The sequence below is a fragment of the Prochlorococcus sp. MIT 1342 genome, assembly GCF_047304495.1.
GTDB lineage: Bacteria > Cyanobacteriota > Cyanobacteriia > PCC-6307 > Cyanobiaceae > Prochlorococcus > Prochlorococcus marinus_D.
The window spans coordinates 2,093,226-2,118,099 of sequence record NZ_CP138957.1; the positions used below are offsets into that span (position 1 = coordinate 2,093,226).

At 50.1% G+C, this 24,874-nt stretch carries 23 protein-coding genes; 20 read left to right on the forward strand and 3 right to left on the reverse strand.

Going from position 1 to position 24,874, the window contains the following annotated elements:
• Positions 1-456: 456 nt before the first annotated feature.
• The 3 genes from SIB79_RS10800 (at position 457) to SIB79_RS10810 (ending at position 3,285) form a co-directional block, all read left to right on the forward strand.
• Positions 457-600, forward strand: a complete 144-nt coding sequence (locus SIB79_RS10800; RefSeq protein WP_155724698.1) for a hypothetical protein — start codon at positions 457-459, stop codon at positions 598-600.
• A 144-nt stretch (positions 601-744) separates the two neighbouring features.
• Entirely contained in the window at positions 745-888 is a 144-nt protein-coding gene (locus SIB79_RS10805) for a hypothetical protein (RefSeq protein ID WP_155724697.1), read from the forward strand.
• Between the two features lie 1,287 nt (positions 889-2,175).
• Positions 2,176-3,285, forward strand: coding sequence for a mechanosensitive ion channel family protein (locus SIB79_RS10810; RefSeq protein ID WP_063405366.1), 1,110 nt, complete (start codon positions 2,176-2,178; stop codon positions 3,283-3,285).
• A 1,264-nt stretch (positions 3,286-4,549) separates the two neighbouring features.
• On the opposite strand, the gene SIB79_RS10815 is transcribed toward SIB79_RS10810, so the two are convergent.
• Entirely contained in the window at positions 4,550-4,711 is a 162-nt protein-coding gene (locus tag SIB79_RS10815) for a rubredoxin (protein WP_074161356.1), read from the reverse strand.
• A 2,061-nt stretch (positions 4,712-6,772) separates the two neighbouring features.
• Between SIB79_RS10815 and SIB79_RS10820 the strand changes: the two genes are divergently transcribed.
• The 4 genes from SIB79_RS10820 to SIB79_RS10835 all read left to right on the forward strand — a co-directional run bounded on the left by SIB79_RS10820 (position 6,773) and on the right by SIB79_RS10835 (position 10,981).
• The gene (locus SIB79_RS10820; RefSeq protein ID WP_236072702.1) at positions 6,773-7,120 is read left to right on the forward strand and encodes a hypothetical protein; all 348 of its coding nucleotides are present in this window, start codon (positions 6,773-6,775) and stop codon (positions 7,118-7,120) included.
• Positions 7,121-8,195: 1,075 nt separating this feature from the next.
• Positions 8,196-8,858 carry a hypothetical protein gene (locus tag SIB79_RS10825; protein WP_236072700.1) on the forward strand — a complete coding sequence of 221 codons (663 nt, stop codon included), beginning with the start codon at positions 8,196-8,198 and terminating at the stop codon, positions 8,856-8,858.
• Between the two features lie 129 nt (positions 8,859-8,987).
• Positions 8,988-9,302: a hypothetical protein gene (locus tag SIB79_RS10830; protein WP_063404644.1), complete on the forward strand. Its 315-nt coding sequence runs from the start codon at positions 8,988-8,990 to the stop codon at positions 9,300-9,302.
• Positions 9,302-10,981: an ABC1 kinase family protein gene (locus SIB79_RS10835; RefSeq protein WP_063404642.1), complete on the forward strand. Its 1,680-nt coding sequence runs from the start codon at positions 9,302-9,304 to the stop codon at positions 10,979-10,981. Before SIB79_RS10830 ends, SIB79_RS10835 begins: the two co-directional genes overlap by 1 nt.
• Before the next feature lie 45 nt (positions 10,982-11,026).
• Here the strand turns inward: SIB79_RS10835 and eno are convergent, their stop codons facing one another.
• Positions 11,027-12,322, reverse strand: coding sequence for a phosphopyruvate hydratase (gene eno, locus SIB79_RS10840; RefSeq protein ID WP_063404640.1), 1,296 nt, complete (start codon positions 12,320-12,322; stop codon positions 11,027-11,029).
• Between the two features lie 145 nt (positions 12,323-12,467).
• On the opposite strand from eno, the gene gloA reads away from it, so the two are divergent.
• The 8 genes from gloA (at position 12,468) to rplL (ending at position 19,276) form a co-directional block, all read left to right on the forward strand.
• Complete coding sequence (gloA, locus tag SIB79_RS10845) at positions 12,468-12,869, forward strand: lactoylglutathione lyase (protein ID WP_011131448.1); 402 nt, start codon at positions 12,468-12,470, stop codon at positions 12,867-12,869.
• Positions 12,870-12,874: 5 nt separating this feature from the next.
• Entirely contained in the window at positions 12,875-15,655 is a 2,781-nt protein-coding gene (locus tag SIB79_RS10850; protein WP_063404638.1) for an ATP-dependent Clp protease ATP-binding subunit, read from the forward strand.
• A gap of 73 nt (positions 15,656-15,728) precedes the next feature.
• Entirely contained in the window at positions 15,729-16,001 is a 273-nt protein-coding gene (gene secE, locus SIB79_RS10855; RefSeq protein ID WP_063404636.1) for a preprotein translocase subunit SecE, read from the forward strand.
• Positions 16,002-16,070: 69 nt separating this feature from the next.
• Positions 16,071-16,742: a transcription termination/antitermination protein NusG gene (nusG, locus tag SIB79_RS10860; protein ID WP_011131451.1), complete on the forward strand. Its 672-nt coding sequence runs from the start codon at positions 16,071-16,073 to the stop codon at positions 16,740-16,742.
• Between the two features lie 109 nt (positions 16,743-16,851).
• Complete coding sequence (gene rplK / locus SIB79_RS10865; RefSeq protein WP_063404634.1) at positions 16,852-17,277, forward strand: 50S ribosomal protein L11; 426 nt, start codon at positions 16,852-16,854, stop codon at positions 17,275-17,277.
• 85 nt (positions 17,278-17,362) lie between these two features.
• Positions 17,363-18,070, forward strand: coding sequence for a 50S ribosomal protein L1 (rplA, locus tag SIB79_RS10870; protein ID WP_063404632.1), 708 nt, complete (start codon positions 17,363-17,365; stop codon positions 18,068-18,070).
• 236 nt (positions 18,071-18,306) lie between these two features.
• Entirely contained in the window at positions 18,307-18,834 is a 528-nt protein-coding gene (gene rplJ, locus SIB79_RS10875) for a 50S ribosomal protein L10 (protein ID WP_063404630.1), read from the forward strand.
• Between the two features lie 49 nt (positions 18,835-18,883).
• Positions 18,884-19,276: a 50S ribosomal protein L7/L12 gene (gene rplL / locus SIB79_RS10880; RefSeq protein ID WP_063404628.1), complete on the forward strand. Its 393-nt coding sequence runs from the start codon at positions 18,884-18,886 to the stop codon at positions 19,274-19,276.
• A gap of 280 nt (positions 19,277-19,556) precedes the next feature.
• Here rplL and SIB79_RS10885 read toward each other — a convergent pair whose 3' ends face one another.
• Positions 19,557-20,294, reverse strand: coding sequence for a DUF3747 domain-containing protein (locus SIB79_RS10885; RefSeq protein WP_063404626.1), 738 nt, complete (start codon positions 20,292-20,294; stop codon positions 19,557-19,559).
• A gap of 61 nt (positions 20,295-20,355) precedes the next feature.
• Here SIB79_RS10885 and rnhA point away from each other — a divergent pair, with 61 nt between their 5' ends.
• Genes rnhA through SIB79_RS10910 form a run of 5 tightly spaced genes read left to right on the forward strand, consistent with a single transcriptional unit; the run spans position 20,356 to position 24,806 of the window.
• Positions 20,356-21,129, forward strand: a complete 774-nt coding sequence (gene rnhA, locus SIB79_RS10890; RefSeq protein WP_063404624.1) for a ribonuclease HI — start codon at positions 20,356-20,358, stop codon at positions 21,127-21,129.
• Between the two features lie 11 nt (positions 21,130-21,140).
• The gene (locus tag SIB79_RS10895; protein WP_063404622.1) at positions 21,141-22,319 is read left to right on the forward strand and encodes a quinone-dependent dihydroorotate dehydrogenase; all 1,179 of its coding nucleotides are present in this window, start codon (positions 21,141-21,143) and stop codon (positions 22,317-22,319) included.
• 38 nt (positions 22,320-22,357) lie between these two features.
• A complete protein-coding gene (locus SIB79_RS10900; protein ID WP_236072731.1) occupies positions 22,358-23,356 on the forward strand; it encodes a hypothetical protein in 999 nt (332 codons plus the stop codon).
• Positions 23,356-24,054 carry a PilN domain-containing protein gene (locus SIB79_RS10905; protein ID WP_063405364.1) on the forward strand — a complete coding sequence of 233 codons (699 nt, stop codon included), beginning with the start codon at positions 23,356-23,358 and terminating at the stop codon, positions 24,052-24,054. The genes SIB79_RS10900 and SIB79_RS10905 overlap by 1 nt, the downstream gene beginning before the upstream one ends.
• Positions 24,051-24,806 (forward strand): hypothetical protein, encoded by a 756-nt coding sequence (locus tag SIB79_RS10910; RefSeq protein WP_063404618.1) that lies wholly within the window; start codon positions 24,051-24,053, stop codon positions 24,804-24,806. Before SIB79_RS10905 ends, SIB79_RS10910 begins: the two co-directional genes overlap by 4 nt.
• Positions 24,807-24,874: the final 68 nt, after the last annotated feature.

Consider the following 24,874-nt stretch of genomic DNA (forward strand, 5'->3'; position numbering starts at 1 on the left):
ATCCCAGAGCTTTTTGGAGGTTGGTATTAAAACGACACCTACAAGGTAAAGCAAATGATTTAACTCGTGATTGTGCGACGCTTGACCGCAAGAAAGCCACCAAATGCAATAGGGATAAGAGCTACCAGTGCTGCAATTGCCAGGATAGTAGGAAGTGAAAGGTCTGGGATCGTCTTAGTACAAATGACAGAACTATTTTAATCGAATGTCAAGGTCAAAACAGGAGAATCTGCGTCATGTTGCATCAACAAAATCCATTCTTCCTTGTCGACATTGCGTGAATGTATATATTATTATAAATCATTCTATGGTCAAGTGAAACAAATACTCACAGCCCTATGCTCTGTCATTGTATTAACCATATCTGCAGAGGCTCAATCCAGATCCTCCTGCTTTCGGCAGGCTTGCTCAATGATTGTTGGCGGTTAACCAACGATTCCTATGCTTTGCCGGTGGATGTCAGACGCTGACACTGGCAACACCATTTTTGTGGGCAACGCAAGCACTGGCGAAATCTACGAGCTCAACGGACTCTCTCCGGAGTGGCGTGTTGATCCTAAGGTCATCAACAAATTCAAGACAAATATCAGTCAACTGTGATTCAAGCTTTGATTCTTTCGATTCTATCCAAGAGGCCTGCTTCAATTTAGATATTTATAATATTTCTGATGGGAAGCCCTAAAGAAGGGATAGAATTTAAGCTGCGAAGGCCTTAAGTCTGCCCCTAATGGATCGGAAGCCAACATGAGTAGCAGTGAGAAAGAGCTTGATCTGCGCATTGATCATCTTCAGAAAGAATTAGCATTAGCAGAGCAAGAAAGAGATATTCTACGTGCGGACAAGATGCAGCAAAAGATTCTCATGAAACTCCTTAAAGAGAATCCCTAGAGGCAGGATTAAAGCCAAATCGCATAGGGAATTATTTATATTTCCCCCATAGAAGCTAACTCTCATTTACATGTAAACTGAAGAGGAGATTCATTTGGGCTACTTAAAGCTTAAGCAGTGAAATAGGCAAATATTAATCTAGGCAACAAGCAATTAGGAAAGGCTGGATAGCTACAACATTATTTCACAGATCTACATCAACCTGCTTTCAAGGGTAGGCCTCAAATAACGCTGACTAAAATCAGATTGCTTTCATTAAAAGTAGCAACCAAATCGCACCTTCACCACTACTTGGGATCGGGTGAAAATCCTTGACGCGCTCGTTTTGCTTTTATTCCTATTAAGCTAGATACCACAAAAGAGCAATCTCCTATGGCCGTCAAGTTCACCTTTGAATCTCAGACGGAGATTTATTACATGTTGAAGGCCTTAAACCAGACTCAATGGTGTGTTGAGAATGGATTGCTTGAAATGGACAGGAAGTCGCTCAAAGGTTTTCAGACATTACGCAAGAAGTTTGCTGACTTCGCATTAGCGAATCCATAGCTTAGACCTTCATGAGTAGATTTGCTTGTCTTGCTTGTACCGACAAGGCTTCTTTGACTTAAATTAAGCAGGCTTACGATGATGGGACCTAATCTCAGACTTAACCTGACTGGCTCATTCTTGGTTACTAGTGATCCAACTAGGATTGAGCCATTTGCATCAACAGGTGATCGTCTGGGTGCCAATGAGATTTTTTTGGATTGATTAAGGGTGCACTCAGTCATCTCAGACAAGAAACTGATCCTTCTCTAAATCAAGTCATTTTTGGGGAAAGCGATCAGCTCTAATCAAAAGAGCATCGTAAACTTGCTGAAAGAAATGCTGACTCCATAACCAAAAGCAATCTGATCATCTTCAGCAGATGAGCAAGAATCAATAAATTTTTTGGCACAACTAAAGAGATCGGCATCAGCGACACGGTCAACTTCAGACTGGAACCAGCATTGCCACCAGTGATTTTTAGCCTGCTTGCTCTCATTGATCTAGCTTGTCTGGCTCTAGATGTTTGCAATGGTCTGGAAGATGGCATCGTCTGATTCACTGAGAGACAGTGCATCTATTTCTTGTAAATCAACTGGTAGACACACCACTTCTTGATCAGACCACTTCTGAATCAGACCACTTTCTTGAGAGAGGCTAATTTTGCTCTTGATTAATTGTGTCTGCTTTGATAAAGGCAGTTTTATCTCTACCCTGATTCAACTTTCCTCAGTAAGATTTGCTCAAACCAGATCAAGCCGCATGCCCGATACGCAACAAGAGCTGCTCAACAAGATCGATTTTTTTCAGAGTCAAGAAGGGATCCTGGTCGGGACTGTCTTCTTAGCTGTTCTTTGGTTGATACTCGTTCTTCTGGATAAGTACGGAAGGCGAATTGGCCCTCTGGTAGCGAGATCCATCCGAAGGCCCTTATTGCTTGGATTTAGTTCAGCTCTTTACTTGGGTTGGCTTTTACACCTCTTGGAACTGCAAGCTAAGGCCTTGTTGCCTATTAAAAGTTCAGCAGTCTCAACTGCTCTGGTGGTGATCGCTCTCGGCTGGGCCACGATCAATCTCGGCCGGGCACTGCTCCTGCAATCGAATCGAATTCAACGCTGGCTGAAGGTAGAAGATCCCAGAGATGAGGCGATGTTGACCGCCTTATTGGATCGAGTTTTCACCATTGGAGTCATTGTTTTAACTATCGCGGCCCTGATGGTGACTTTTGGAGTGTCTACCGCAGCAGTAGGCGCTTTGCTTGGTGGAGCAGGCATTGGCCTCGGCTTTGGGACACAGCAGATTTCTCAGAATTTCCTTTCAGGGTTCATGCTCTTTTTCACTCGTCCATTCTCAGAAGGTGACTGGATTAGCGTCTCAAGCTTTGATGATGGAACAGTTGAGAAAATTGGCTGGTATCACACCCGCATTCGCACCTTTGATCGTCGACCACTCTATATCCCAAATTCGATCTTTGCGACTACTCCGATCGAGAATCCTGGACGAATGTATAACAGAAGAATCAAGGCCAGCATTAGTCTTCGCTACGAAGATCTGCCCCGTATCGAGACAATTACCAATCGTGTTAGAAGTCTGCTAGTAAACCATCCAGAGATAGATCAAAAACAGAGCATCTTAGTGAATTTCAACGAATGGGATAGCTCCTCGATCAACATGATGGTGTATTGCTTTACTAAAACAACTGTTTGGAAAGACTGGCTAGATATTCAACAGGAGATCTTCCTCCAGATTGCAGACATTGTTCAGAAAGCTGGTGGTGATTTTGCGTTCAATTGCACCACCCTCTATCCAGCGCCAAACCTGAACGATGACAATCCAATTAGTCGCTTGGGTGACGATCTGAAATCGAACTGATCGCTGCAGTAAAAAAGGCTCGAATGTATAATGAATTTGTAGAGATAAACCTAACGGGTCTTAGCAATTGATGTGCGCCTGAAAAAGAGTCTGCAATTCTATTTCATTTAGAAGAATATTTTTTCATCTAAATTTTCTATGTTGCCTACAAGGCATGCAGAAGTCGAATAAACATGACATGATCCACATCTATCAATGACGTAGGCTAAGTTTGAGTTTTATAGTTTATTTTCTTTTGCATAGGGTGAGTTGTCATATGCTTTGGTTAATAACTGACGATATTCTGGATGCCATTTAAGGTTAGGACGGCTGCGACGTGCATTAAGTAGCATAATAACTCCAAAAATGAGCACCAATGACGCCTGACAAGAGGCTAAAAGTGGAGAATCACTGAACAGATTAAGCATCGGGCTTCATTGACCATCAATACCATTATATTGGCTAGTCAAGAGGAGATAAAAATCAATCAAGTTTTTGCTTTATCGACTTATTGGCTTGATCAAGCCATGTGATAGATAGTGCCCTAATTAGAGATTCAAAATCAGTGTTTAAAAAGCGGTGAGAATACGAATAAGAAAACTTACCGCATTCTTTTTCTTCCTCATATTTCTACATGCCCATTAAGAAGATGCTATGCAAGATTTAATCTCAGCGTGTGGCTATCACCTAAAGGTACTCATCCATAGACTCGATCGAGCAATCACCTCAATTGCTTCATAGTTTAATATCCTTATGTCTAAAGCTGCCTAGCCGAATGAGACAGTGGCGCACATAATAGATCCTGAGCAAAATACATTCTAAATGCCTCAAGCAATACTTAGCCTGATAAATTCTAAGGCAATGATTTTATTAAATACAGCAAGCACAAGGATAGCAATGAATTACAAGAAGATAGGCCTGCAAGCAAATGAAGGTTTTCTGCAACACATCTCTCATCAACAAGTCTTGGATGTTTCATATTCAATTATGTAGGCTGGCAAGCTGCTCTTAAGGCTTGCGGGCAAAATTAATTCCGTTTTTTTGATCTGCTTCCAAGCACTGGCAGAGAACTCAGCCCTAAGTCACATCTTCTAAGAGTTGATGCCGACAAGCCAATAAATCCTAATAATCATCATCTATATTGATAGGCCTCTTGGCTATTGAGAATTGCCAGGTTTCTTAGTTTAAGATCTATTTGAGTCTTGTTAGCAGATTCAAGGCTTTGGTGGTTTCATCCCAGCATCTACTTTTGAAGTCAAAGCATGGTTAATTTGAGATCGCAGAATCAATTACATGCTTTGAATTTTCCTTTTCCTACTTTACATTGTGGACATTTCCAATCTCTGGGCAAATCAGCAAAACTCGTGCCAGGTGGGATCCCATTTTTCGGGTCACCAACCCTTGGGTCATAGACATAGGTGCAAACCTTGCAGGCGTACCTTTTCATTGTTCGATTTGAGCTTGTGCTTAAGCTACTATAGATGCTATTAAGCTATTACTGTGAGGATTGAAAAGTAGATTATGGATTCCATTCCTTGGGACATAATTGGCGCAATCATTCTATTGCTAGTTGGTGTAGGATGGTTTTTGTACTACATCTTCACGATGGATAATCAAGAGTAATTCCTTCTTCTCAACCTATTGCACTCTTAAAGCATTTGCGGATGCGTATAGATAGATAGTGCAAATCCACTACCATCAAGATATCATGCCCACATGTTATTTCATCGGCATCTTGTTCTAGGTATTGCAACGATAGTCTTTGTATATCCTTTAAGGGTGATTTGCTCTTGGCTGCTTAATCTGATACAGCATAATTTTGCAGAGCTTATTCTTTGCAGAATTCATCACTCTAGAAGGTCTCATACAGAGCGTTTCCCCAATGGACAACAAAATTTACTGCGAGTATCAACGCTAAGATATTCTTTGGCTAATGATCCCTTTGTTGATTTAAGTGAGCAAAGGGACCCAGCAAGATTAATACTCTCCTGCAAATCATAAAAAGTGCTTCTTCATAGTCAGAGAACTTCATCAGGAGAATAAACCGTATCTTTAAGACGATTTGAAACTCGATTGAACCGGCACAAGATGTCTACTGTGTGGCCGTAAAATATTAATCTCTTTTAATGAATGAAAACCATGCCGGTCTGCTAAGTATTAGAAATAACAACTATTTTTTGGGTTGACTTTATGATGCCTAGATCTCTTTTTCTTAGCTCTAGTTTCTGGCAACATCTGAGAAATATAACAGTCGCCAAAGAGTGCACAACAGGGCAATGGCAATGATCAACGCGATAGGATGGCCCATATAGGCTTAGCAGCATATAATCACTATTATAGAACTAAGTCAAGGCCTGAGTCTATATCTTGATTCTCAACAGTATGGTAGAGGCTTGTTTTCGATCATTTCAATTTTAAACTGGTAATCATATTACCTTTTAGGTAAAGCCACCTTGAATAAGGTTAATACTCATTCGGCTTGCCCAGTAAAGCTTAGCCTGTAATCTTTTGCGCGAGACAGTTTCTTGATCCTTCCCTTTACCTCCCTAACCATTTTCATTTTCCCTTTACATTTACATTTACAACCTGCCAATTCCCTCTATAGACATGTGCACTATTTAAATTTATGAGTGTTTATACAGATTGCCCCGTCCCACTTCTCGGCGATACTTTAATAATATTAATATCTTTTACCATGAAATTTACTTTTGAATCCCAATCAGAAATTTATTACATGCTAAAAGCATTGAATGAAACCCACACTGCCATAGAAAATGGGCATGTGGGCCTAATCAATGATCAAACTCGCAAAGAGTTTGATTCATTGAGAGATAAATTTCAAGACTTTGTCCTTTCCAATCTCTAGCTGTTAAAGCGCCTACTGGTCCGCATAATTGATTGGGCATTAAAGATAGAGCTCCCTTACCTAGCTTTTACTGCAAAGGTCATTTCAGCGGATCACTTATCCCACTGCCTCAAAGTGTGTCATAAGTGACCTTACGCTCCAGGGAAATGCCTTCCCTTTTTTTGCAAGTGAAGCTTTTTGCCTTTTTTAGATGATTAAAAGCACACTACTGCTTATATTTCTATAAGAAGTGTTGGGCATTATTCCTATAGCCTCGGATTCAAAGTATGCTGCTATTGGCAACATATTGATTGAATTCACAACGACCTATTTCTTTATAGAAAAGATCGTAAGTTCGCAAATTATCTTCTATCAAGAAAACTGTCTCTAATCTTTCTTGCTTGAGGGGAGAAGCCAGCTCATCTATAAAAGACGCATTGGCTCGACTGACAACTTTCAAATATCACATATAAATAATCGCAAAGTCTATCGACTTATTTTTCAAGCTAGCCCATAGATGATGATTCAATTGATCATCACCAGAATGATATTTAAGAATAGAGCCAATTAAATTAAAAGCTTACCTTTTCGCGTTAGAGACTGTTATTATACAATCAATCAAGTGCTAGACAGTTGAGAACATTATCAAGGCTCCCGATTTTAATGACAACACTGCTTTCATTTCTATTCTCTGGTCCAACTAGTGCTCAGGCTCAATCACAACAAGACTTCGGCATCAAAATCAATAGTGACAATGGAAATACTTATTTTTTCCGTCAAGCTAATGTTGCGTGTGAAGATAAAGTTGGTGCTTATCAATTCCCTACATCAACTTGGTGTCAAGCGAATGGTTTTTCAGAAGACCTTACGGGGGAACGAAAACCTTACACTGGTTGGAAACTTTGTGCCATTACATCTCGATATCTTGCCCCCCCAGAATATACTAATATCAATTCAGTGACCTGTACAGCTGCGCGCAAGGCCGGAAAACTTCCTGAGCTGATTGAGTAGTGTTGCAGTTGTTTGTTTTCTGCTTATCTAAGAAGCCACCAGGCTTCATGTTTCCAACTTCTTCTTTTGGCTATCAACTTTTTGCTTAGGATTGAATTGTTAGAAGCTTTTCTATCATCAAAAGTTTTTCCTTTATGAACCCTTGCAAAAGCGATAACGCCAATCATGATTGACAACTATGGCTAGATGCCCGTTCCTTGCTTTCAGTTTTTCTATTATGCCGCGAAGCAGATGAAAGCAATTCGTTTCGCAATATTCTTATTGTATAAGTGCATGCATCAACGCAAAGGTAATCCTATAAAGTGGAAATTATATGTTAATAAAGCCAACTTAAATCTCTCTTGAATGCTGCTTTCGTCAATACCAGCGGGCGCAATGTTTTCAGAGTGATTGAGAGGAGCATCCATGATCATCACGAGTTCATTTACTTATCCATTCGTCAATGCGCCTGGATTGGCCATATTGTCAACAGTGTTTGTACGACTAATGGACATTGATCTACATTTCAAGGGAAATGTCTGCTGAACTTGGTTCAAGCACACTGGAGCTCCCCGAAGCTCCAGTAATCTCTATCTCATAGTCTCTTGCCATGCAGCAACGGATTTTCCAGTTCATTGACTTGGCAGCCATGAAATGGCTCATTTCTTTTTTGAACAAAGAATTTGAGTGTGCTTGCTGAAGCGAATGGTGATGCAGGCATCCAAACTAGTTAGTCGTGTTTTACACACCTATCAGGCTTCTGTTTGCTTACTTTCTATCTCAGGCTATCGACAAGGCCATGTCATGAATGGTTGGGATCGGGAGCCAGTTTGCCTTTCTGTCTATAAACCTAGGATCGCAATTAGTGGGAAGCCAGCAGTTGGAAGCTTTTAGCAACACTTAGATCATCCTGCTCTACGTCTATAAATTCTTCAAAGCTTCTAGTTTCAATCTTTTGTGCTTGCATCTACTTTGACCCATCTAAATACGGATGATTGATCAGTCTTGATCGAGTTAGCACTGATTGGCATCAGGGATTGTTTTGCCCTTGTTTGAACTTTAAAGCTGATCAAGACGACTGGATATGCTTGATCACGTGGACAAACCATCACCAACTGAGCAGAAGAACCGCAAGCGCCCACGCTTTTGGCTTGGACCTTTGTTGGTGGGTGGGTGTTTTGCTCTGGGCTATGGCATGACCCAGAGGATCATGATTCTGCGTGGCAACACGCAGCAGCCTCAGCAACAGTCTTTTGGACCAACTCCTTTTCCATTTCCAGGAGAGCGCCTAGAAGGACTGCGTCGTCGGCATGGTGGCAGCAGTGCAGATCTACAGGCGGATGTCGCTGCCAAGGAGGCCAAAATTTCAGCCAAACGTAAGGCCAAAGAGCAGGCTGAGAAGCAGGCAAAGCAGCAAGCAGAGAAGTTGGCTGCGGCGGCTGCTCTTCGTCGTGAACAGGAACTTCAAGCGATTCGCCAAGCCACAGAAGCTAACTCTGCAAACCCCGCTCTAGCTGCTCCAGAACTGGCTGCTCCAATCAACCCTCAGGGAACAAGACCTGCTCAACCAGTAGCGCCAAAACCCAAGCCTTCCAGCACACCAGAATCAAACTCTTTTGGCAGGCCAACGCCGCCTCAGCCAGTAGCACCAAAACCAAAGCCTTCCAACACACCAGCATCAGATTTCCTTCGCAGGGGAGACTCCCCTCAACGGCCGCACTCGCCAGTATCAGACTTTCTTAGGAGGAACTATCCCTAAAAGCCCTTGAAAGTAATCACCCCATTTCCAAGCGACCCACCTCATACTTTGACAAGGCCTCCCAACGCTCCTTCAGTGCTTTGATTGCGAGTTGGATCTGCCACAGTTTCAGACATCCGTGCTGTGGTCATGAGTTCTCCTGATTCCCTACTCAGAGCGACCTTGAACCGCTTAGCCGCACGATTGGGTCATGGGCTTGCTGACGCTGCTGCTGGCTTGGCCGTGCTGGCGAAGGATGCTCCAGAGCGCATTAGCAAGGAATGGGATCTTTTTCAGCAAGAGGTGATTGCAGAGGCCGATCGTCTGGAGCAGGAATCTGACGAGGTCAGTGAGACAAAGGCAACCTCATCGCCAGTTTCTAATCAAGAACAGGCTCAGGATCAGATCGATCGTCTTAGGGCAAAGGTGGCAGACCTCAATCGCCAAGTTGAGATCAACCAGTAATGGCGTGTCCGTCCCTGCTGGTAGCGATTCGGCGTGGGCTGCGTGCGCTGCGTATTTGGCGTGCAGTTTTGACGTTAATCATCTTTGTTTGGTGGGATGCCCGTGAATGGACTTATCCAGGTGGTTGTACCAGTGAGCGGCGGCAGGCCCGCCAAACGGTTCGAGCTCGTTGGCTCACTACAGAATTGCTCCAACTTGGTTCCGCTTTTATCAAGCTTGGCCAGTTGCTCTCGGCACGTCCTGATGTTTTGCCAGTTCAATGGGTATCTGAACTGGCTGATCTTCAGGACAAGGTCCCTGCATTTAGTTTTGAGCAAGCTCAAATTCTGCTGGAGCAGGAATTGGGGGACCGCTGTGCAGAGATCATTGATCTTGATGATCAGCCCCTTGCAGCCGCCTCCCTAGCTCAGGTTCATCGCGCCAGTCTGCGCAGCGGTCGGCAAGTTGTCCTGAAGATTCAACGGCCTCGCCTGGAGCGATTGTTTCGCCTGGATTTGCAAATCATGCAGCAGGTCGCTGCTGTACTGCAACGTCACCCCAAATGGGGACGTGGACGCGACTGGGTGGGGATTGCTCAGGAATGCCGTCGGGTCTTGTTAAGGGAGCTCGACTTTCGTGTAGAGGCTCAGTACGCAGCTCGGTTTCGTCAACAATTTCTTGATGATTCTCGTATTCGCGTGCCTGCAGTGGTCTGGGAGCTCAGCACCCGGCGTGTTCTTTGTCTCGATTATTTGCCAGGCATCAAGGTGAATGATCTTGAGGCTTTATTGAAGGCCGGCATTGATCCCTCGGCCGTAGCGGAGCTTGGAGCCGCCAGTTATCTGCAGCAGCTCGTGCGATTCGGTTTTTTTCATGCCGATCCCCATCCAGGCAACCTTGCCGTGGCCCCTGATGGAGCTCTCATTTACTACGACTTCGGCATGATGGGGCTGCTCTCCGATTCTTTACGACGTCGGCTCGGTTCGATGATTCGTGCGGCGGCGGCTAGAGATGCGGCAGCCCTGGTTGAGGAGTTGCAGGCTGCGGGTTTGATTGCTTATGGCATCGACGTTGGGCCTGTGCGGCGGTTGGTGCGAGTGATGTTTCAAGACGCTTTGACGCCCCCCTTCAGCGCCAATGTGATCGAGAAACTTTCCGGTGATCTGTACGAGTTGGTTTATGGCCAACCCTTTCGGCTGCCAGTTGAGCTGATTTTTGTGATGCGTGCTCTCTCCACCTTTGAAGGTGTGGGGCGAAGCCTCGACTCAGGCTTTAGTTTGATGGCTATAGCCAAGCCATATTTACTGCCACTGATGACTTCAAGCGGTTCTGGTCCAAACGATTTGCTCAATGAGCTCGGACGTCAGGTCGGTGCTATTGGCAGCCGGGCGGCAGCCTTGCCAAGGCGTCTGGACGAAAGCCTTGAACGACTGGAACAAGGAGATCTGCAATTGCAGATCCGGATGGGTGAATCCGATCGACAGTTGCGGCGCATGATCAGCGTTCAGAAGGCCCTTGGTCAATCGGTGTTATTGGGCTCTCTAGGCATTGCAGCTGCTCTTTTGGGGGCAAGTAGTCGGCCAATTTGGGCTGTCTTGCCGTTGGTCGCGGCTCTCCCGGTGGGCTTCGGTTGGTTCAAATTGCAGATCAAGCTGGGACGTGAGTCGCGCATGGATCATGTGTCGAGTCAGAGTCGCTGAAAGTCTTCCAAAGTGATCCCCGTCCAGCCCCTTTGAGGCCTTTGCTTAGCTTCGCCCCCGTGGCCCTTGTCCTGTGGCACCGGCATAGACCGCTTGGCTACCGAGTTCGTCTTCGATTCGCAGCAGTTGGTTGTATTTCGCTACCCGTTCACTGCGACTTAGGGAGCCCGTTTTGATCTGCCCAGCACGGGTGGCAACGGCAAGATCTGCAATTGTGGTGTCTTCCGTTTCGCCGCTGCGGTGGCTGATCACGCTGGTGTAACCAGAGCGCCCAGCAAGATCAATGGCCTGAAGCGTTTCCGTTAGCGAACCGATCTGATTCACTTTAATTAGGATGGAATTGGCTACGTTTTGATCAATTCCCTGCTGTAAGCGCTTAGTACTAGTTACAAAAATATCGTCACCTATCAGTTGGATACGCTTCCCCAATTTTTTTGTGAGTAGAGCCCAACCTTGCCAATCATCTTCTGCTAGTCCATCTTCGATCGAAATAATTGGGTAGCGATCAACAAGTTTTTCGAGCTCATTGACCATTTCGGTACTGGTGTAACGACCACCCCCGAAGGCATAGCAGCCGTCTTGATAGAACTCTGTGCTGGCTACATCTAGTGCCAAGGAAATATCCTTACCTGGCGAATAGCCTGCTTTTTCGATTGCTTGAATGAGCAGATCTCCTGCTGCATCATTGTTGGCCAGATTGGGTGCAAAGCCGCCTTCATCTCCAACTGCCGTTGAGAGCCCCTGAGCACTGAGCAGGCCCTTGAGTGTATGGAATACTTCTGCGCCCATGCGCAGCGATTCTCGGAAGCTGCTTGCTCCATGGGGCACCAGCATGAATTCCTGAAAATCGAGATTGTTAGCAGCATGCGCACCACCGTTGATCACATTCATCAGCGGTACGGGCAGCAATGAGGCCATGGGGCCACCCAGGTAGCGGTAGAGGGGCAAACCCAAGCCATTGGCGGCCGCGCGGGCAGTGGCCATGCTCACGGCCAGGATCGCGTTTGCGCCCAGGCTTGATTTGTTGTCGCTGCCATCAAGCTCTTGCATGGTGCCATCAACACTGGCCTGATCTAGGGAAGAGATCCCACAGAGCGCTGGGGCAATCCGATCCTCGATATGGTTCACAGCCTTAGTCACCCCTTTGCCCAGGTAGCGGCTGTCGCCATCTCTTAATTCATGCGCTTCATGGGCACCGGTGCTTGCTCCGCTGGGCACGATGGCCCGACCGATGGCACCTGCTTCGAGCAACACTTCTGCTTCAACTGTGGGGTTGCCGCGAGAGTCGAGAACCTCTCTGGCCACGATGGTGTCAATGACGAAGTCGAGGGAATCGATCACCTGTGACGAATTGAAGTTGCGTGGATCCTATGGTTTGCCATCCCTCGGACTGTGTACCGCCTAGCCCTTTTACTGATGCTGAGGCTGTTGTCAGTCGTAGAACGACGCAGAATGAACTGAGTCTTAAAGGTCAGGATCGCTCGAGATGCGGATGTTGCACACGATGCTGAGGGTCGGGGATTTGGATCGTTCTCTGCGCTTCTACACCGAGGTTCTAGGCATGCATCTGTTGCGGCGAAAGGACTACCCCTCAGGTCGCTTCACCTTGGCGTTTGTCGGTTATGGCAAGGAGAGTGACACCACTGTGCTGGAGCTCACACACAACTGGGACCAAGATCACTACGAGTTGGGAGAGGGCTATGGCCATATCGCCTTGGGCGTGGAGGATATTCAATCCACCTGCTTGGCCATCTCAAAGCGAGGCGGGCGTGTGGTGCGAGAACCCGGGCCTATGCAACATGGCAGCACCGTGATTGCCTTTGTGGAAGATCCCGATGGCTACAAGGTGGAGCTGATTCAACTGGCCTCTCGTGAGGCCGCGAGCTGAACCCTATGCATCCTGAGACCAGTCAAGCGGCTTCCGCCCAGGGAAGTCTCACAAGTGATCCTGATCGATTCAGTGATGACACTTGGGATTTGTTGCTTGTCGGTCAGGATGTCGCCCGCCGTTGGCGACATGGTCAGCTGGATGTGGAGCACTTGATCCAGGTGCTTTTCAGTGATCGGCGTTACAGCGATTGGGTGTTGGCTCTGCCCATTGATTCAACTGCGCTGCTGGATCGCTTGGAAGGTTTTTTGGCCGAGCAGCCTATGGCTCGAGGTGATGAGTTGTTCATCGGCGATGACCTTGAAGACCTCCTTGAAGAAGCAGACCGTTCCAGAGTTCGCTGGGGATCTCGGCTGATTGACGTGTCTCATTTGCTGATTGCGTTGGGGCGCGATCCGCGCATTGGAGCCGAGCTATTTGAAGAGCTAGGAATGCCCAGTGAACGCTTGGAAGCGGAGTTGAGACGCTTGCCCAAAGGCAGGCGCCAGTTGCGTACATCAACGCAGACTTCTCCTCCTGCGCCCGATTCTGCGCCACCTGCATCGGTGGCCTCACAAACGAGACCTGTCTCCTCTCCTACCCCGCCGATTATCCAAGAACCTGCCGTCGCTACTGGGGAGCCAACTCCATTACAACTCCAGCAAGAACCTCAGGCTCTTGAGGCCTATGGTCGTGACCTTACCGCTGCAGCTCAGGCAGGACAGCTAGATCCTGTGATCGGTAGAGATCCAGAGATTCGCCGTTTGATCAAGGTTTTATCGCGTCGCAGCAAGAACAATCCGGTGTTAATTGGAGCTCCTGGCGTTGGTAAAACGGCCATCGCCGAGCTGTTGGCTCAACGCATTGTGGCTGGGGAGGTTCCCGATTCCCTGAAGGGTTTGCGCTTGGTCTCCCTTGATCTTGGTGCACTGATCGCTGGTGCCAAGTTTCGTGGTCAATTTGAGGAACGGCTTCGGTCTGTGTTGAAAGAGGTGAGCGATCCAGATGCAGGTGTGGTGTTGTTCATCGATGAACTGCACACGGTGGTGAGCAGCGATCGTTCCAGTGCGGATGCTGGAAGTTTGCTCAAGCCCGCTTTAGCAAGGGGAGACCTCCGCTGCATTGGGGCCACGACCCCTGAGAATTATCGCCGCACAGTGGAGAAGGATCAGGCACTCAATCGGCGTTTTCAGCAGGTTTTAATCAAGGAGCCGAGTCTTGAATTGAGCGTTGAAATCTTGCGAGGCCTGAAAGAGCGCTACGAACTTCACCACGGCGTCACGATCACCGATGGTGCGGTGACTGCTGCAAATCGCTTGGCTGATCGCTACATCAGTGACCGCTGCTTACCTGATAAGGCCATCGATCTCATCGATGAGGCTGCAGCCCAGCTCAAGATGGATGTCACCTCGAAGCCTCAGGTGGTTGAAGAGGCGGAGGCGGAGCTGCGTCGTGTCGAGCTTGCTTTGCTGGCGGCTGAGCAGGCTCCAGAGGTTGAACGGGTGCAGTTGCAGGCTGCTCGGATTGCTGCGGCATCTCAGCTCACAGATTTACAAGAGCGCTGGCAGATCGAACGGGATCATCTGGCCGAGCTGCGAGATTTGTTGCAACAAGACGAGGATCTCCGCAATGCCATTGCTGAAGCAGAGCGACTCGGTGATCTAGAGGCGGCTGCACGTCTTCAATACGACCAATTGCATAGGGTTCAGCAACGGCGGGCCGACCTTGAAGAAACATTGGCTTTTGCCCAGGCATCTGGTTCGGCGCTCCTGCGAGAGCAAGTGGAGGCTGAAGACATTGCCGATGTCGTTGCACGCTGGACTGGGATTCCTGTTCAGCGGTTGCTGGCGGCTGAACGGCAAAAGTTGCTAGATCTTGAAGCCCATTTAGGCGAGCGGGTGATTGGTCAGCCCGAAGCGGTTCAGGCGGTGGCGGCAGCGATTCGTCGAGCTCGAGCGGGCATGAAGGATCCGCGCCGTCCTGTTGGTTCGTTTTTGTTTCTAGGACCCACTGGCGTGGGCAAGACAGAACTGGCAAAAGCGCTTGCGGCCTCCTTGTTCGATGAGGAAGAGGCGCTGGTGCGACTCGATATGAGTGAATTCATGGAACGCAATGCCGTGGCGCGCCTTTTGGGGGCTCCTCCCGGCTATGTCGGCTATGAGGAGGGTGGACAGCTCACCGAAGCGGTGTGTCGCCGTCCTTATGCGGTGTTGCTCCTGGATGAAATTGAGAAGGCTCATCCTGATGTGTTCAATGTGCTCCTGCAGGTTTTGGACGATGGCCGTCTCACTGACTCGCAGGGCCGCACCGTGGACTTCCGTCACACCGTGGTTGTGATGACTAGCAACTTGGCTAGTCGCGCCATCCTTGATGCGTCTCGCTTGGCGCAGCAGGAGGGGACAGATGGGGATTGTCTTGATCAGAGCCTGACTCAAAAGGTGGATCAGGCCCTCAATAAGCAATTTCGGCCTGAATTTTTGAATCGCATCGATGAAGTGATCCGTTTTCGGCCGCTCAAGGCTGATGACCTTCAGCGAATTGTGCAGCTGCAATTGGCCGATCTCTCCAGCCTGCTTGCTGAGCAAGGTCTTGAATTGCGTGTGGAGGCAGACGCGGTTGAGGCTTTGGCTTTGCAAGGTTATGAACCGGAATATGGCGCTCGCCCTTTACGGCGCGTACTGCGTCGTCGGGTTGAGAACCCGTTGGCCACGGAATTGCTGGAAGAGCGTTTCAGCGGTGCCCGCGCCGTGCGCGTGATACCCGGTGCTCAGGCCTCCGAACCATTTCAGTTCCTTCCTGAGGATTGAAACAGGTATCCGGTAAAGTATTCGTTTGCCGGCGTGTGCTTCAGCACCGGCGATAGCCACCGGCCTAAGCTCCGTGACCAGCCCTATTTCCGAGGACACCACAGACTCCAGCGAATCTCCTGCCGAGGACACCACAGACTCCAGCGATTTTCCTGAGGCAGAACCGACCCGTCAGAGTGGGTTTCTTGCAGCAACATATGAGGAGTTGAGCCTGGTGGTATGGCCCAGTCGCCAGCAGCTGTTCAGCGAATCCATCGCCGTGATCCTGATGGTCAGTCTCTCGGCTGCATTCATCGCTGCCGTGAGTCGGTTTTATAGCTGGGCGTCGTCCCAGATTTTCGTTTGATTTTGTAGGGCGGTTTTGCTGTCTTGCCTCAACCGTCTTTCCCAAACCATTAGCTTCTTATCAGCGCAAGTGTCAGAACTCGAGCTCACACCACAAGAACCATCTGAGGTTCTGGAACTGCCGGCTCCTAATGATGGAGAGGAGGGCACCAAGGCCCCAACTCCTGCAGCCAGAACAACCGTAGCCCGCTGGTATGCCATTCAGGTGGCCTCGAGCTGTGAGAAGAAGGTGAAGGCAACTCTTGAGCAGCGAGCTGTCACCCTTGGTGTTAGCAACAGGATTCTGGAGATCGAAATTCCCCAGACCCCAGCGGTGAAATTGAAAAAGGATGGCAGTCGTCAGTCCACTGAGGAGAAAGTCTTTCCGGGGTACGTGTTGGTACGAATGGTTCTTGATGAAGACACAATGATGGCGGTACGCAGCACCCCCAACGTGATCAACTTCGTAGGGGCTGAGGACCGGCGCGCCACAGGTAAAGCTCGTGGTCACATCAAACCCCGACCGCTCAGTCGTCAGGAGGTGGATCGCATCTTCAAGCGTGCTGCTGAGAAAAAGACACTCGTCAAGGTCGATCTCGCGGAGGGCGATCAGATCCTTGTGACCTCGGGTCCTTTCAAGGACTTCCAGGGAGAGGTGATCGAAGTCTCTGGAGAGCGCAGCAAGCTGAAAGCTCTTCTTTCAATCTTTGGCAGAGAAACACCTGTGGAACTCGAGTTTTCTCAAATCAATAAACAGAATTGAGCTAACGGCGGCCGTCTCCCTGCGGAGGGCGGCCAAAGAGGTGGGCCACCATCTTGCCGCACTTGTCCCAAGGGCCAGGTCATCCGCAATCGTTCAATCCCGCTCGTCCATGGCCAAGAAAGTTGTATCTGTGATCAAGCTGGCCCTTCATGCTGGCAAAGCTAATCCTGCTCCGCCTGTGGGTCCTGCCCTTGGCCAGCATGGAGTCAACATCATGGCGTTTTGCAAGGAGTACAACGCTCGCACGCAGGACAAGGCCGGATTAGTGATTCCGGTAGAGATCTCGGTTTTTGAAGACCGTAGTTTCACATTCATTACCAAGACTCCCCCAGCATCAGTGCTGATCACGAAGGCTGCCGGGATCGAAAAAGGTTCTGGTGAGTCCGCCCATGGCAAGGTCGGCTCCCTAAGCCGTTCTCAGCTTGAAGAGATCGCCAAGACCAAGCTGCCTGATCTCAATTGCACCAGTATTGAGTCAGCCATGCGCATCATTGAAGGTACTGCTCGCAACATGGGCGTTTCCATCAGCGACTGACACTGATGTAGCGTCCATCTTCAAGATTCATCTATTCACCATTTTCGGGGGAGACACGTTGTGTCGCCTGCACCCCACATCTGCCATGCCAAAACTGTCTAAACGTATTACTGGTCTTCTCGCCAAAGTTGAAGACCGTGTTTATCAGCCTATTGAGGCCATTCAGCTCGTCAAAGAGAACGCCACAGCAAAGTTCGACGAAACCATCGAAGCCCACGTGCGACTTGGGATTGATCCCAAATACACCGATCAACAGTTGCGAACCACTGTTGCTCTGCCTCAAGGTACGGGTCAGAGCGTGCGCATTGCTGTAATCAGCAGGGGTGAGAAATTAGCTGAGGCAAAGACAGCTGGGGCTGAGTTGGCTGGGGATGATGATTTGGTGGAAAGCATCGGCAAAGGCCAGATGGATTTCGATCTTTTGATCGCTACCCCTGACATGATGCCGAAGGTGGCCAAGCTGGGCAGAGTCCTAGGTCCCCGTGGCCTGATGCCAAACCCTAAGGCTGGAACAGTAACCACGGATTTAGCGGCTGCGATCAAGGAGTTCAAGGCCGGCAAGCTGGAATTCAGGGCTGATCGTGCTGGCATCGTGCATGTGCGTTTCGGCAAGGCAAGTTTTTCCGCAGACGCCCTGCTCGAGAATCTGAAGACCTTGCAGGAGACCATCGATCGCAATAAGCCAAGTGGTGCCAAGGGTCGCTATTGGAAGAGTCTGTACATCACCTCCACCATGGGCCCTTCAGTGGAAGTGGACGTAACTGCTCTTCAGGACCTCGAAGAAGACGCTTGACCTTCTTGCTGTAGGGTTGCTCCTTGGCGAAAGCCAACGGGCACGCGCCCGACCCAAGACAACAGGTTGCCATCTTTCAGTGATGCTTCATGCATCCTTTGAGGTTGTTTAAGTCCTGTCGAGGTAGATGCGAAGGTTTTTCCCTGTTGGGATTGGATCGACACGCGGCCTCCGCTCTTTTTTGAGCACTTGGCAAGTGCGTGTCTAGCTTGTTCACCCGATCCGATCCAATTCCTATGGGCCGCACTCTGGAGAGCAAGCAACAGATTGTCGAAGAGCTCAAGGAGCTTCTCGGCGAGGCCGAAATGGCACTGGTCCTGGATTATCAGGGCCTCTCCATTAAGGAAATGTCTGATCTGCGCACGCGTTTGCAGGCCAGCAACGGGGTGTGCAAGGTGACCAAAAACACCTTGATGCGCCACGCCATTAATGGGAATGGTGCCTGGTCGAATCTCGAATCCTTACTGACTGGTACCAACGCCTTCGTTCTGATCAAGGGCGATGTTGGTGGTGCTGTTAAGGCCGTACAGGCTTTTCAGAAGGACACTAAAAAATCCGAGACGAAGGGTGGTCTTTTCGAAGGCAAGCTCCTCTCACAGGGTGAGATCAAGGCTATTGGTGATCTTCCGACCAAGGAGGTTCTGATGGCGCAGATCGCAGGTTCCCTCAATGCCTTGGCTACCAAGGTTGCTGTGGGTATCAACGAGGTTCCTTCCGGCCTTGCCCGGGCACTTCATCAGCACGCCGAGAGTGGCGAGAGCTGAACGTCTTCGATTCGACTGTTTCTCCCTGATCTGTTGCTTAATCCAAACCATGTCTAAAAAAACCGACGACATTCTTGACTCGCTAAAAACCCTTTCTTTGCTTGAGGCGTCTGAGCTGGTTAAGCAGATTGAGGATGCTTTTGGCGTCTCTGCCGCTGCTTCTGCAGGCGTTGTGATGGCTGCTGGTGGTGCTGCTGCTGGTGCTGCTGCTGAAGCTGCCGAAGAGCAAACCGAATTTGATGTTGTGCTTGAGAGTTTCGACGCTTCAGCCAAGATCAAGGTCCTTAAGGCCGTTCGTGAAGCCACCGGCCTCGGCCTGGGCGACGCTAAAGCCATGGTCGAAGCAGCTCCTAAGACCATCAAGGAAGGCATTGCTAAGAATGATGCTGAGGCCCTCAAGAAGGCCATCGAAGAGGTTGGCGGTAAGGTCAGTCTCAAGTGATGGCCAGCGGATAGCGGCCTTCAGCTTGGTTGCTATGCATCCGTTTTTTTAACTCTTAACCGGTCCTTCGGGGCCGGTGTTTTTTTGCGTGGCAAATATGCAAAAAAAAACCCCGCCAAAGGCAGGGATTTTTAGGTGGAACAGAATCAGGAGTCTTTCCTTGTTTCGACCCTGAACTGTTGTTTCGCACCCCTCACGATGTTAATGATATGAGCCAATTTTTAGCATTACTAGTATTAAGGGGCGCTACTTCAACTGTCCTCTCTGCAGTGGGCCTGCGTCAGGGACGATAAGGAATCACAAGGAGTCGAATCGGGCCTTTACCATGGATGACGCTGTTGTTGGCTATTGAAATTGGGGGAGGGAGTGGTGCCTTGGGAGCGCCTAGTTGCTTGAAGACGGCAGGTCCTTGATGAGCTGATGCTTTGGCAATTAAGAGGTTCACAGGATCTGGATGAGCAAAGTAGACGTGGCTGAGCTTGCGTCCTTGGTATATGCGACGCTCCAGCTTCCAGCCGGGTTCCAAGTTTAATTTCACAAACGCATCACGATTGCGTTGAGGAAGTATTGCGCTGGCAACGGTAATTGGAAGCGACCGCGCAGGATCGAGGGCTTTTAGTTCCAGACGATCTCGGTTTTGTTTGATGCGCAGCCGAAAGCTGTGAGCCACGTCTTCGCCGCTACTTCGCAAGGAATAGCCGTTGCTGTCTAAGTAACGATTGCAGATTCCTGCAAAATTGAAGTTATTAAGGGTTGGGTTAACCAATCCGTCTGGACGGGTTTCCCAGCACAGTGGCAGAGGCTTGATTTGTTCGAGTACGAGCAGTTTCCAGCGATTTCCTCCCACTGCCTGAGCCAATACGACCAAACGTTCTTGGTTGAGAGGCTGACTGTTGAAAATCGTTTTGGAGATTGCTGGCAAGGTCGTCAGCAAAGTGAAGAAACCAAGACCTAAAACCAACAGCCTGTTGCCTGGCTTTCTCAATGCCATGAGGAGCTCGGGGTAGGTTCGCGACATAGCGTCTAATTACTAAGAACCAAGCGAACCGTGTTGTACCAAACAACAACAGACTTCTCAAATGGCTGATAGTCGTGGACGGGTTGTGGCTGCTGCCACTGATGGGGCTTGTAGTGGAAATCCTGGCCCTGGGGGCTGGGGGGCACTGCTGCGCTTTGAGGATGGGAGCGTGGAGGAGTTCGGAGGCTATGCGCCGGCCACGACCAACAACCGCATGGAACTTCAGGCGGCCCTTCATGTGCTGGAGCAGCTCAAAGAGCTTCCTTGTCACCCCGATTTAAAGATCCGTACCGACAGCAAATATTTAATTGATGGTTTGAGCAAATGGATGGCGGGATGGAAACGTAAGGGTTGGCGTACGGCGGCTGGCAAGCCTGTGCTGAATCAAGATCTCTGGCGAGCTCTAGACCGTGCTCGCTTGGATGATGTGCCCCTGGCTTATGTGAAAGGTCACAGCGGTGACCCAGACAATGAAAGGGTTGATCAAATCGCAGTGAGCTTTTCCAAAGGTGGTGGTGCTCCAGCGTTGATGTCTGGACAGGGGTCAGCCTCTATTGCACTCGGTCTTTTTGAGCCGATCAAAGAAGCTGGAGATGGCGAAGATTTTGCCCCTTCTGATTTGCAGCGGCTGCTAACAAGACTGGAGCTGGCTGATCGTTTTGCTGTGCGTGGCTATGGCCTCAGCCTCGTTGAGTTGGCCCAATTGGTGGAGCAACCAATCGAGCAGCTTGCGAGTAAGACTGCCCCCTGGCGTTGGCGCGATTGGCTATTGGAGCCTGTGGGGGAAAACCGCTGGCGATTGCACCGCTGCGCGGCAGGATCGGATCAGATCTGAGGAGGCCCAGGATGGCTGAGCCATCACCTGCAAAGGTGTACTCCACCGGTGAGTTGTATCGCCGTTGGCTGGGAGCAATACTCGCGAATGATCAGGGCTTAGATCCGGAACAGTTGACTCAAGCAGCATTGAGTGCCCTTAGCCAGACGTCCCTACGTAGAGATTGGCCAGGCGTATCAGCTGTCCTGGCAGCTATAGCCTTGGATTTGCAACGCCATGATCTGCGGCTTGAGCAAGTGTTGTTCGGCTGCCGATTTCTTAATCCAGTTGGACTGGCAGCTGGCTTTGACAAAAACGGAGTGGCGGCCAGTATCTGGGATCGCTTTGGATTTGGATTCGCCGAACTCGGCACTGTGACTTGGCATGGGCAGACCGGTAACCCTCGGCCCCGACTCTTTCGCCTTGCTGCTGAGCAGGCCGCTTTGAACCGGATGGGTTTCAACAACAACGGTGCTGAGGTAATGCGTCGCACTTTGGAGAAACAGGCTTTGCCTTCACCTGGCCAGCGTCCAGCTGTGCTGGGTCTCAACTTGGGCAAATCCAGGATCACGCCATTGGAGCAGGCCCCAGACGACTACGCCTTATCGCTTGAGTTGCTCGCACCATTGGCGGATTACGCCGTGATCAATGTCAGCTCTCCTAATACACCAGGCTTGCGTGATCTCCAGGATGCCAGCCAGTTAAGGCGTCTGGTGGAGCGATTGCGACGATTGCCAGGATGCCCGCCACTACTGGTGAAGATCGCTCCGGATCTCGAGGATGATGCCATTGATGGCCTGGCTCGCTTGGCTTATGAGGAGGGTTTGGCAGGTGTCATTGCTGTGAATACCAGCCTCGACAGATTCGGCCTCGACGGGCGGGTCCTTCCCAAAACGGGTCGCACCCTCGCGGAGGAGGCTGGTGGGCTCAGTGGAGCGCCTCTGCGTCAACGGGCCTTGGAGGTGCTGCGTCGGCTGCGGGCCACGGCAGGTCCAGCGTTGCCCTTGATCGGCGTGGGAGGCATCGACTCGCCAGAGGCTGCATGGGAGCGAATCAGTGCCGGGGCTTCACTTGTGCAGCTTTACACCGGTTGGATCTTTAAGGGTCCAGATTTGGTACCAAATATTTTGGATGGGCTGATCGGCCAGCTTGACCGCCATGGCTTCCGGCATGTGTCGGAGGCTGTCGGGAGCGGCGTGCCCTGGCAGTAGCCGATACCCTTCATCCAGAGCGGGGTTGCCTTTCCTTGGTGTTGGCTGGTCTACGCGAACGTTTTCCGCAGCTGGAACAGTTGCAGGCCATGGCGGAGCGGTGGCTTTTACAACAACGGGTGCTGCTTGTTGTTGATGAGTCTGCTCTCGTGATGCTCTGGGAACAGGGGGAGAGATTGACTCTTCGACATGTACCCCTACCTCAGGGCCTTTGTCGTTCAGGCATGCCGACCCAGCGTCAAGCTTTGGGTGAGTTGTTAGGGGACCTACTTCTTGATATCGGTCTTCTCGGAGGCCAGCTGGAGATGTTGTTGCCGATGGAGACCTGTCAATGGCGCTTGCTCTGCTGGCCCGATGGTGAACCAGAGGTGGATCAGGTAAAGGCCCTGCGAGAACTCAACCCTGAGCTGAATTGGCCATTGTCCTTACCGGAGTCTTATTGCGCTGTTTCATCAGTGCAGCTTGCTGGATCTTTGTCGACTCCAACGCCGCTGTCTTTAGCGGTTGTGACTGATCGGTTGATGGTGCATGCCTGGATTGATGTCGTCGAGGCGGCGGATCTGCCGCTCCTCAACCTTGAGTGGATGCTGACAGCTGCCTGGCGAGCTGTACGTGCGGCCAGCCAACACTTTGAAGGAGATCTAGCTTGGTTGTTGAAGCATCATGGACACTGGCGTTTGGTGCTATTACGCGGCGGTTTACCTGAGCTCGACCATGCTCTTTCGGCTTCGTTTGATGGTGACGATCTGTCGCAGGATTTTTTGCAAGAGCTTAATGAGGTTTTGCAAGCTTGGCGTTTGCACAGCGGCGGGGCGTCACCCCCTTTGGCATGGTGGATTACAGCCGCTGCTGTTGATCAGCAGCAACTTTGTTTAGCGTTGGAGTCTCTAGGCCAAGGTGAGTGCCTAAGCAAGCAAAAGCTTTGGGTGGTTGGTGAAGAGCAACCCGCCCTTGAAGGGCCAGATCCTGATTTTTGGCAGGGTGACTGCGCAACTTTGGCTTGTTTAGCCCTAGCGGGCGCTTGGGAGCAGCGCTGATGGCTTCATTAACTAAGGCTGAGTTGAATCTGTTGCAAGAGCGTCGCCAAGAGTTGGGTCTGACGGCTCAGCCTGCTCTTATGCCTCAGGTGCGTTCCTTGCTTGCCAAGGGCCTGGGACTCGGTGGTCTGCTGGTGCTCGCTGTAGGGGCAGTGGCCGCTTGGTTGGCCTGGCAAGAAAGTCAGCAACAGGTTGAGCTTGATCGCTTGCAGCCACTAGAGCAACAATTGCGGCTGGATCAGAAGCAACTGCAGCAGCTAAAGGCACGTACAGCAGTCATACGTAAGGAAAACACCCAGATCGCTGAACAGTTGGTCGCGGTTCAAGCCAGCTCTGCACTGATGGAACAATTGCGCCGGCTGACGCCTCAAGGCATACAGCTAAAGGAGGTTGCGGTAAGAACTCAGCAGATCAAAATTGTCGGTCAATCCTTGGGCGGTGGTTCTCCGGGGCCCTTTGAACGCATCAATGCATTGGTTCTGCAACTTTCGGCCCTGCCGATGGTGAAACCTGATGGGGTGAAGGTCTTGAAAGTGGTGAGGGAGGGGGCTGATGAGGATGGGGAATTCGTGCAATTCAGCGTCGATGTGACTTTGGATCCCAAGGCGAAGCCTTCTCTACAGGAGTTGAGTGAGTTGGGTGCAAGCGGTTTGGTAGAGCGCTATCGGCTGCTTGAGGAGCAGGGGGTAGCACCATGACCAATCTCAGCCAAGAGCGACCGAGCTGGCAACGCAAACTCACACGTGAGCGTGTCTTGGTGGGAGTGCCGCTCGTGGTAGGCGGCATAGTGGCTTGCTCATTGGTCTTCACGGTTGTATCGCCTAGCTTGGTTCGCTTGGGAGACCAGCAGCAACGCCTGGAACAACTGCTCAACCAAGAGGCCTCATTACCCTTCCTGCCTGGCCAGTTGAAGACAGCCACTGAACAGCTAGCAAAGGTTCAACAACAGCAAGATGTGTTGCTGAATCTGGTGGCAGGTAAGAACAAAATCCAAACCTTTTTGGCTCAATTGAGCCGCGAAGCCATGACGGCAGGGGTGGTTCTGGAGCTCTATGAACCTATTTTAGTCGCCCCGTCACCATCGGCAGCTACCAGCCAAGAGCCTCCGGGAACGAAGTCGAATCCAGATGGCGAGGAGATCAGCCCTGAAAACCCACTGGCAGGCCGTGGTTACGAGAAAACAGCCGTGCTCCTTCAGGCCCGTGGACCTTTTATCGCCCTGCAAGGCTTTCTTAGAGGAATAGAAGCTTTGCAGCTCGTGGTCCAACCCAGTGATCTTGAGCTCACAGCACTCGACCCTCAGCAGGGGCCAGAAGATGACGTCATAACAGGACCAGCACTCACGCAGCTCAAGCTGAAACTAACCTTCTATGACAAAACATCCGTTCCTGCCAAGCAAGGCAATCGAAGGATTCTTGATTCTGAGGAAGGATTCTCTCCTGAAGCCTGAAGCGCCCCTGGCTGGCAAGGAAATCGATCGATACCATCCGTGAAGATTGTGTGCCAGATCGACCCTGG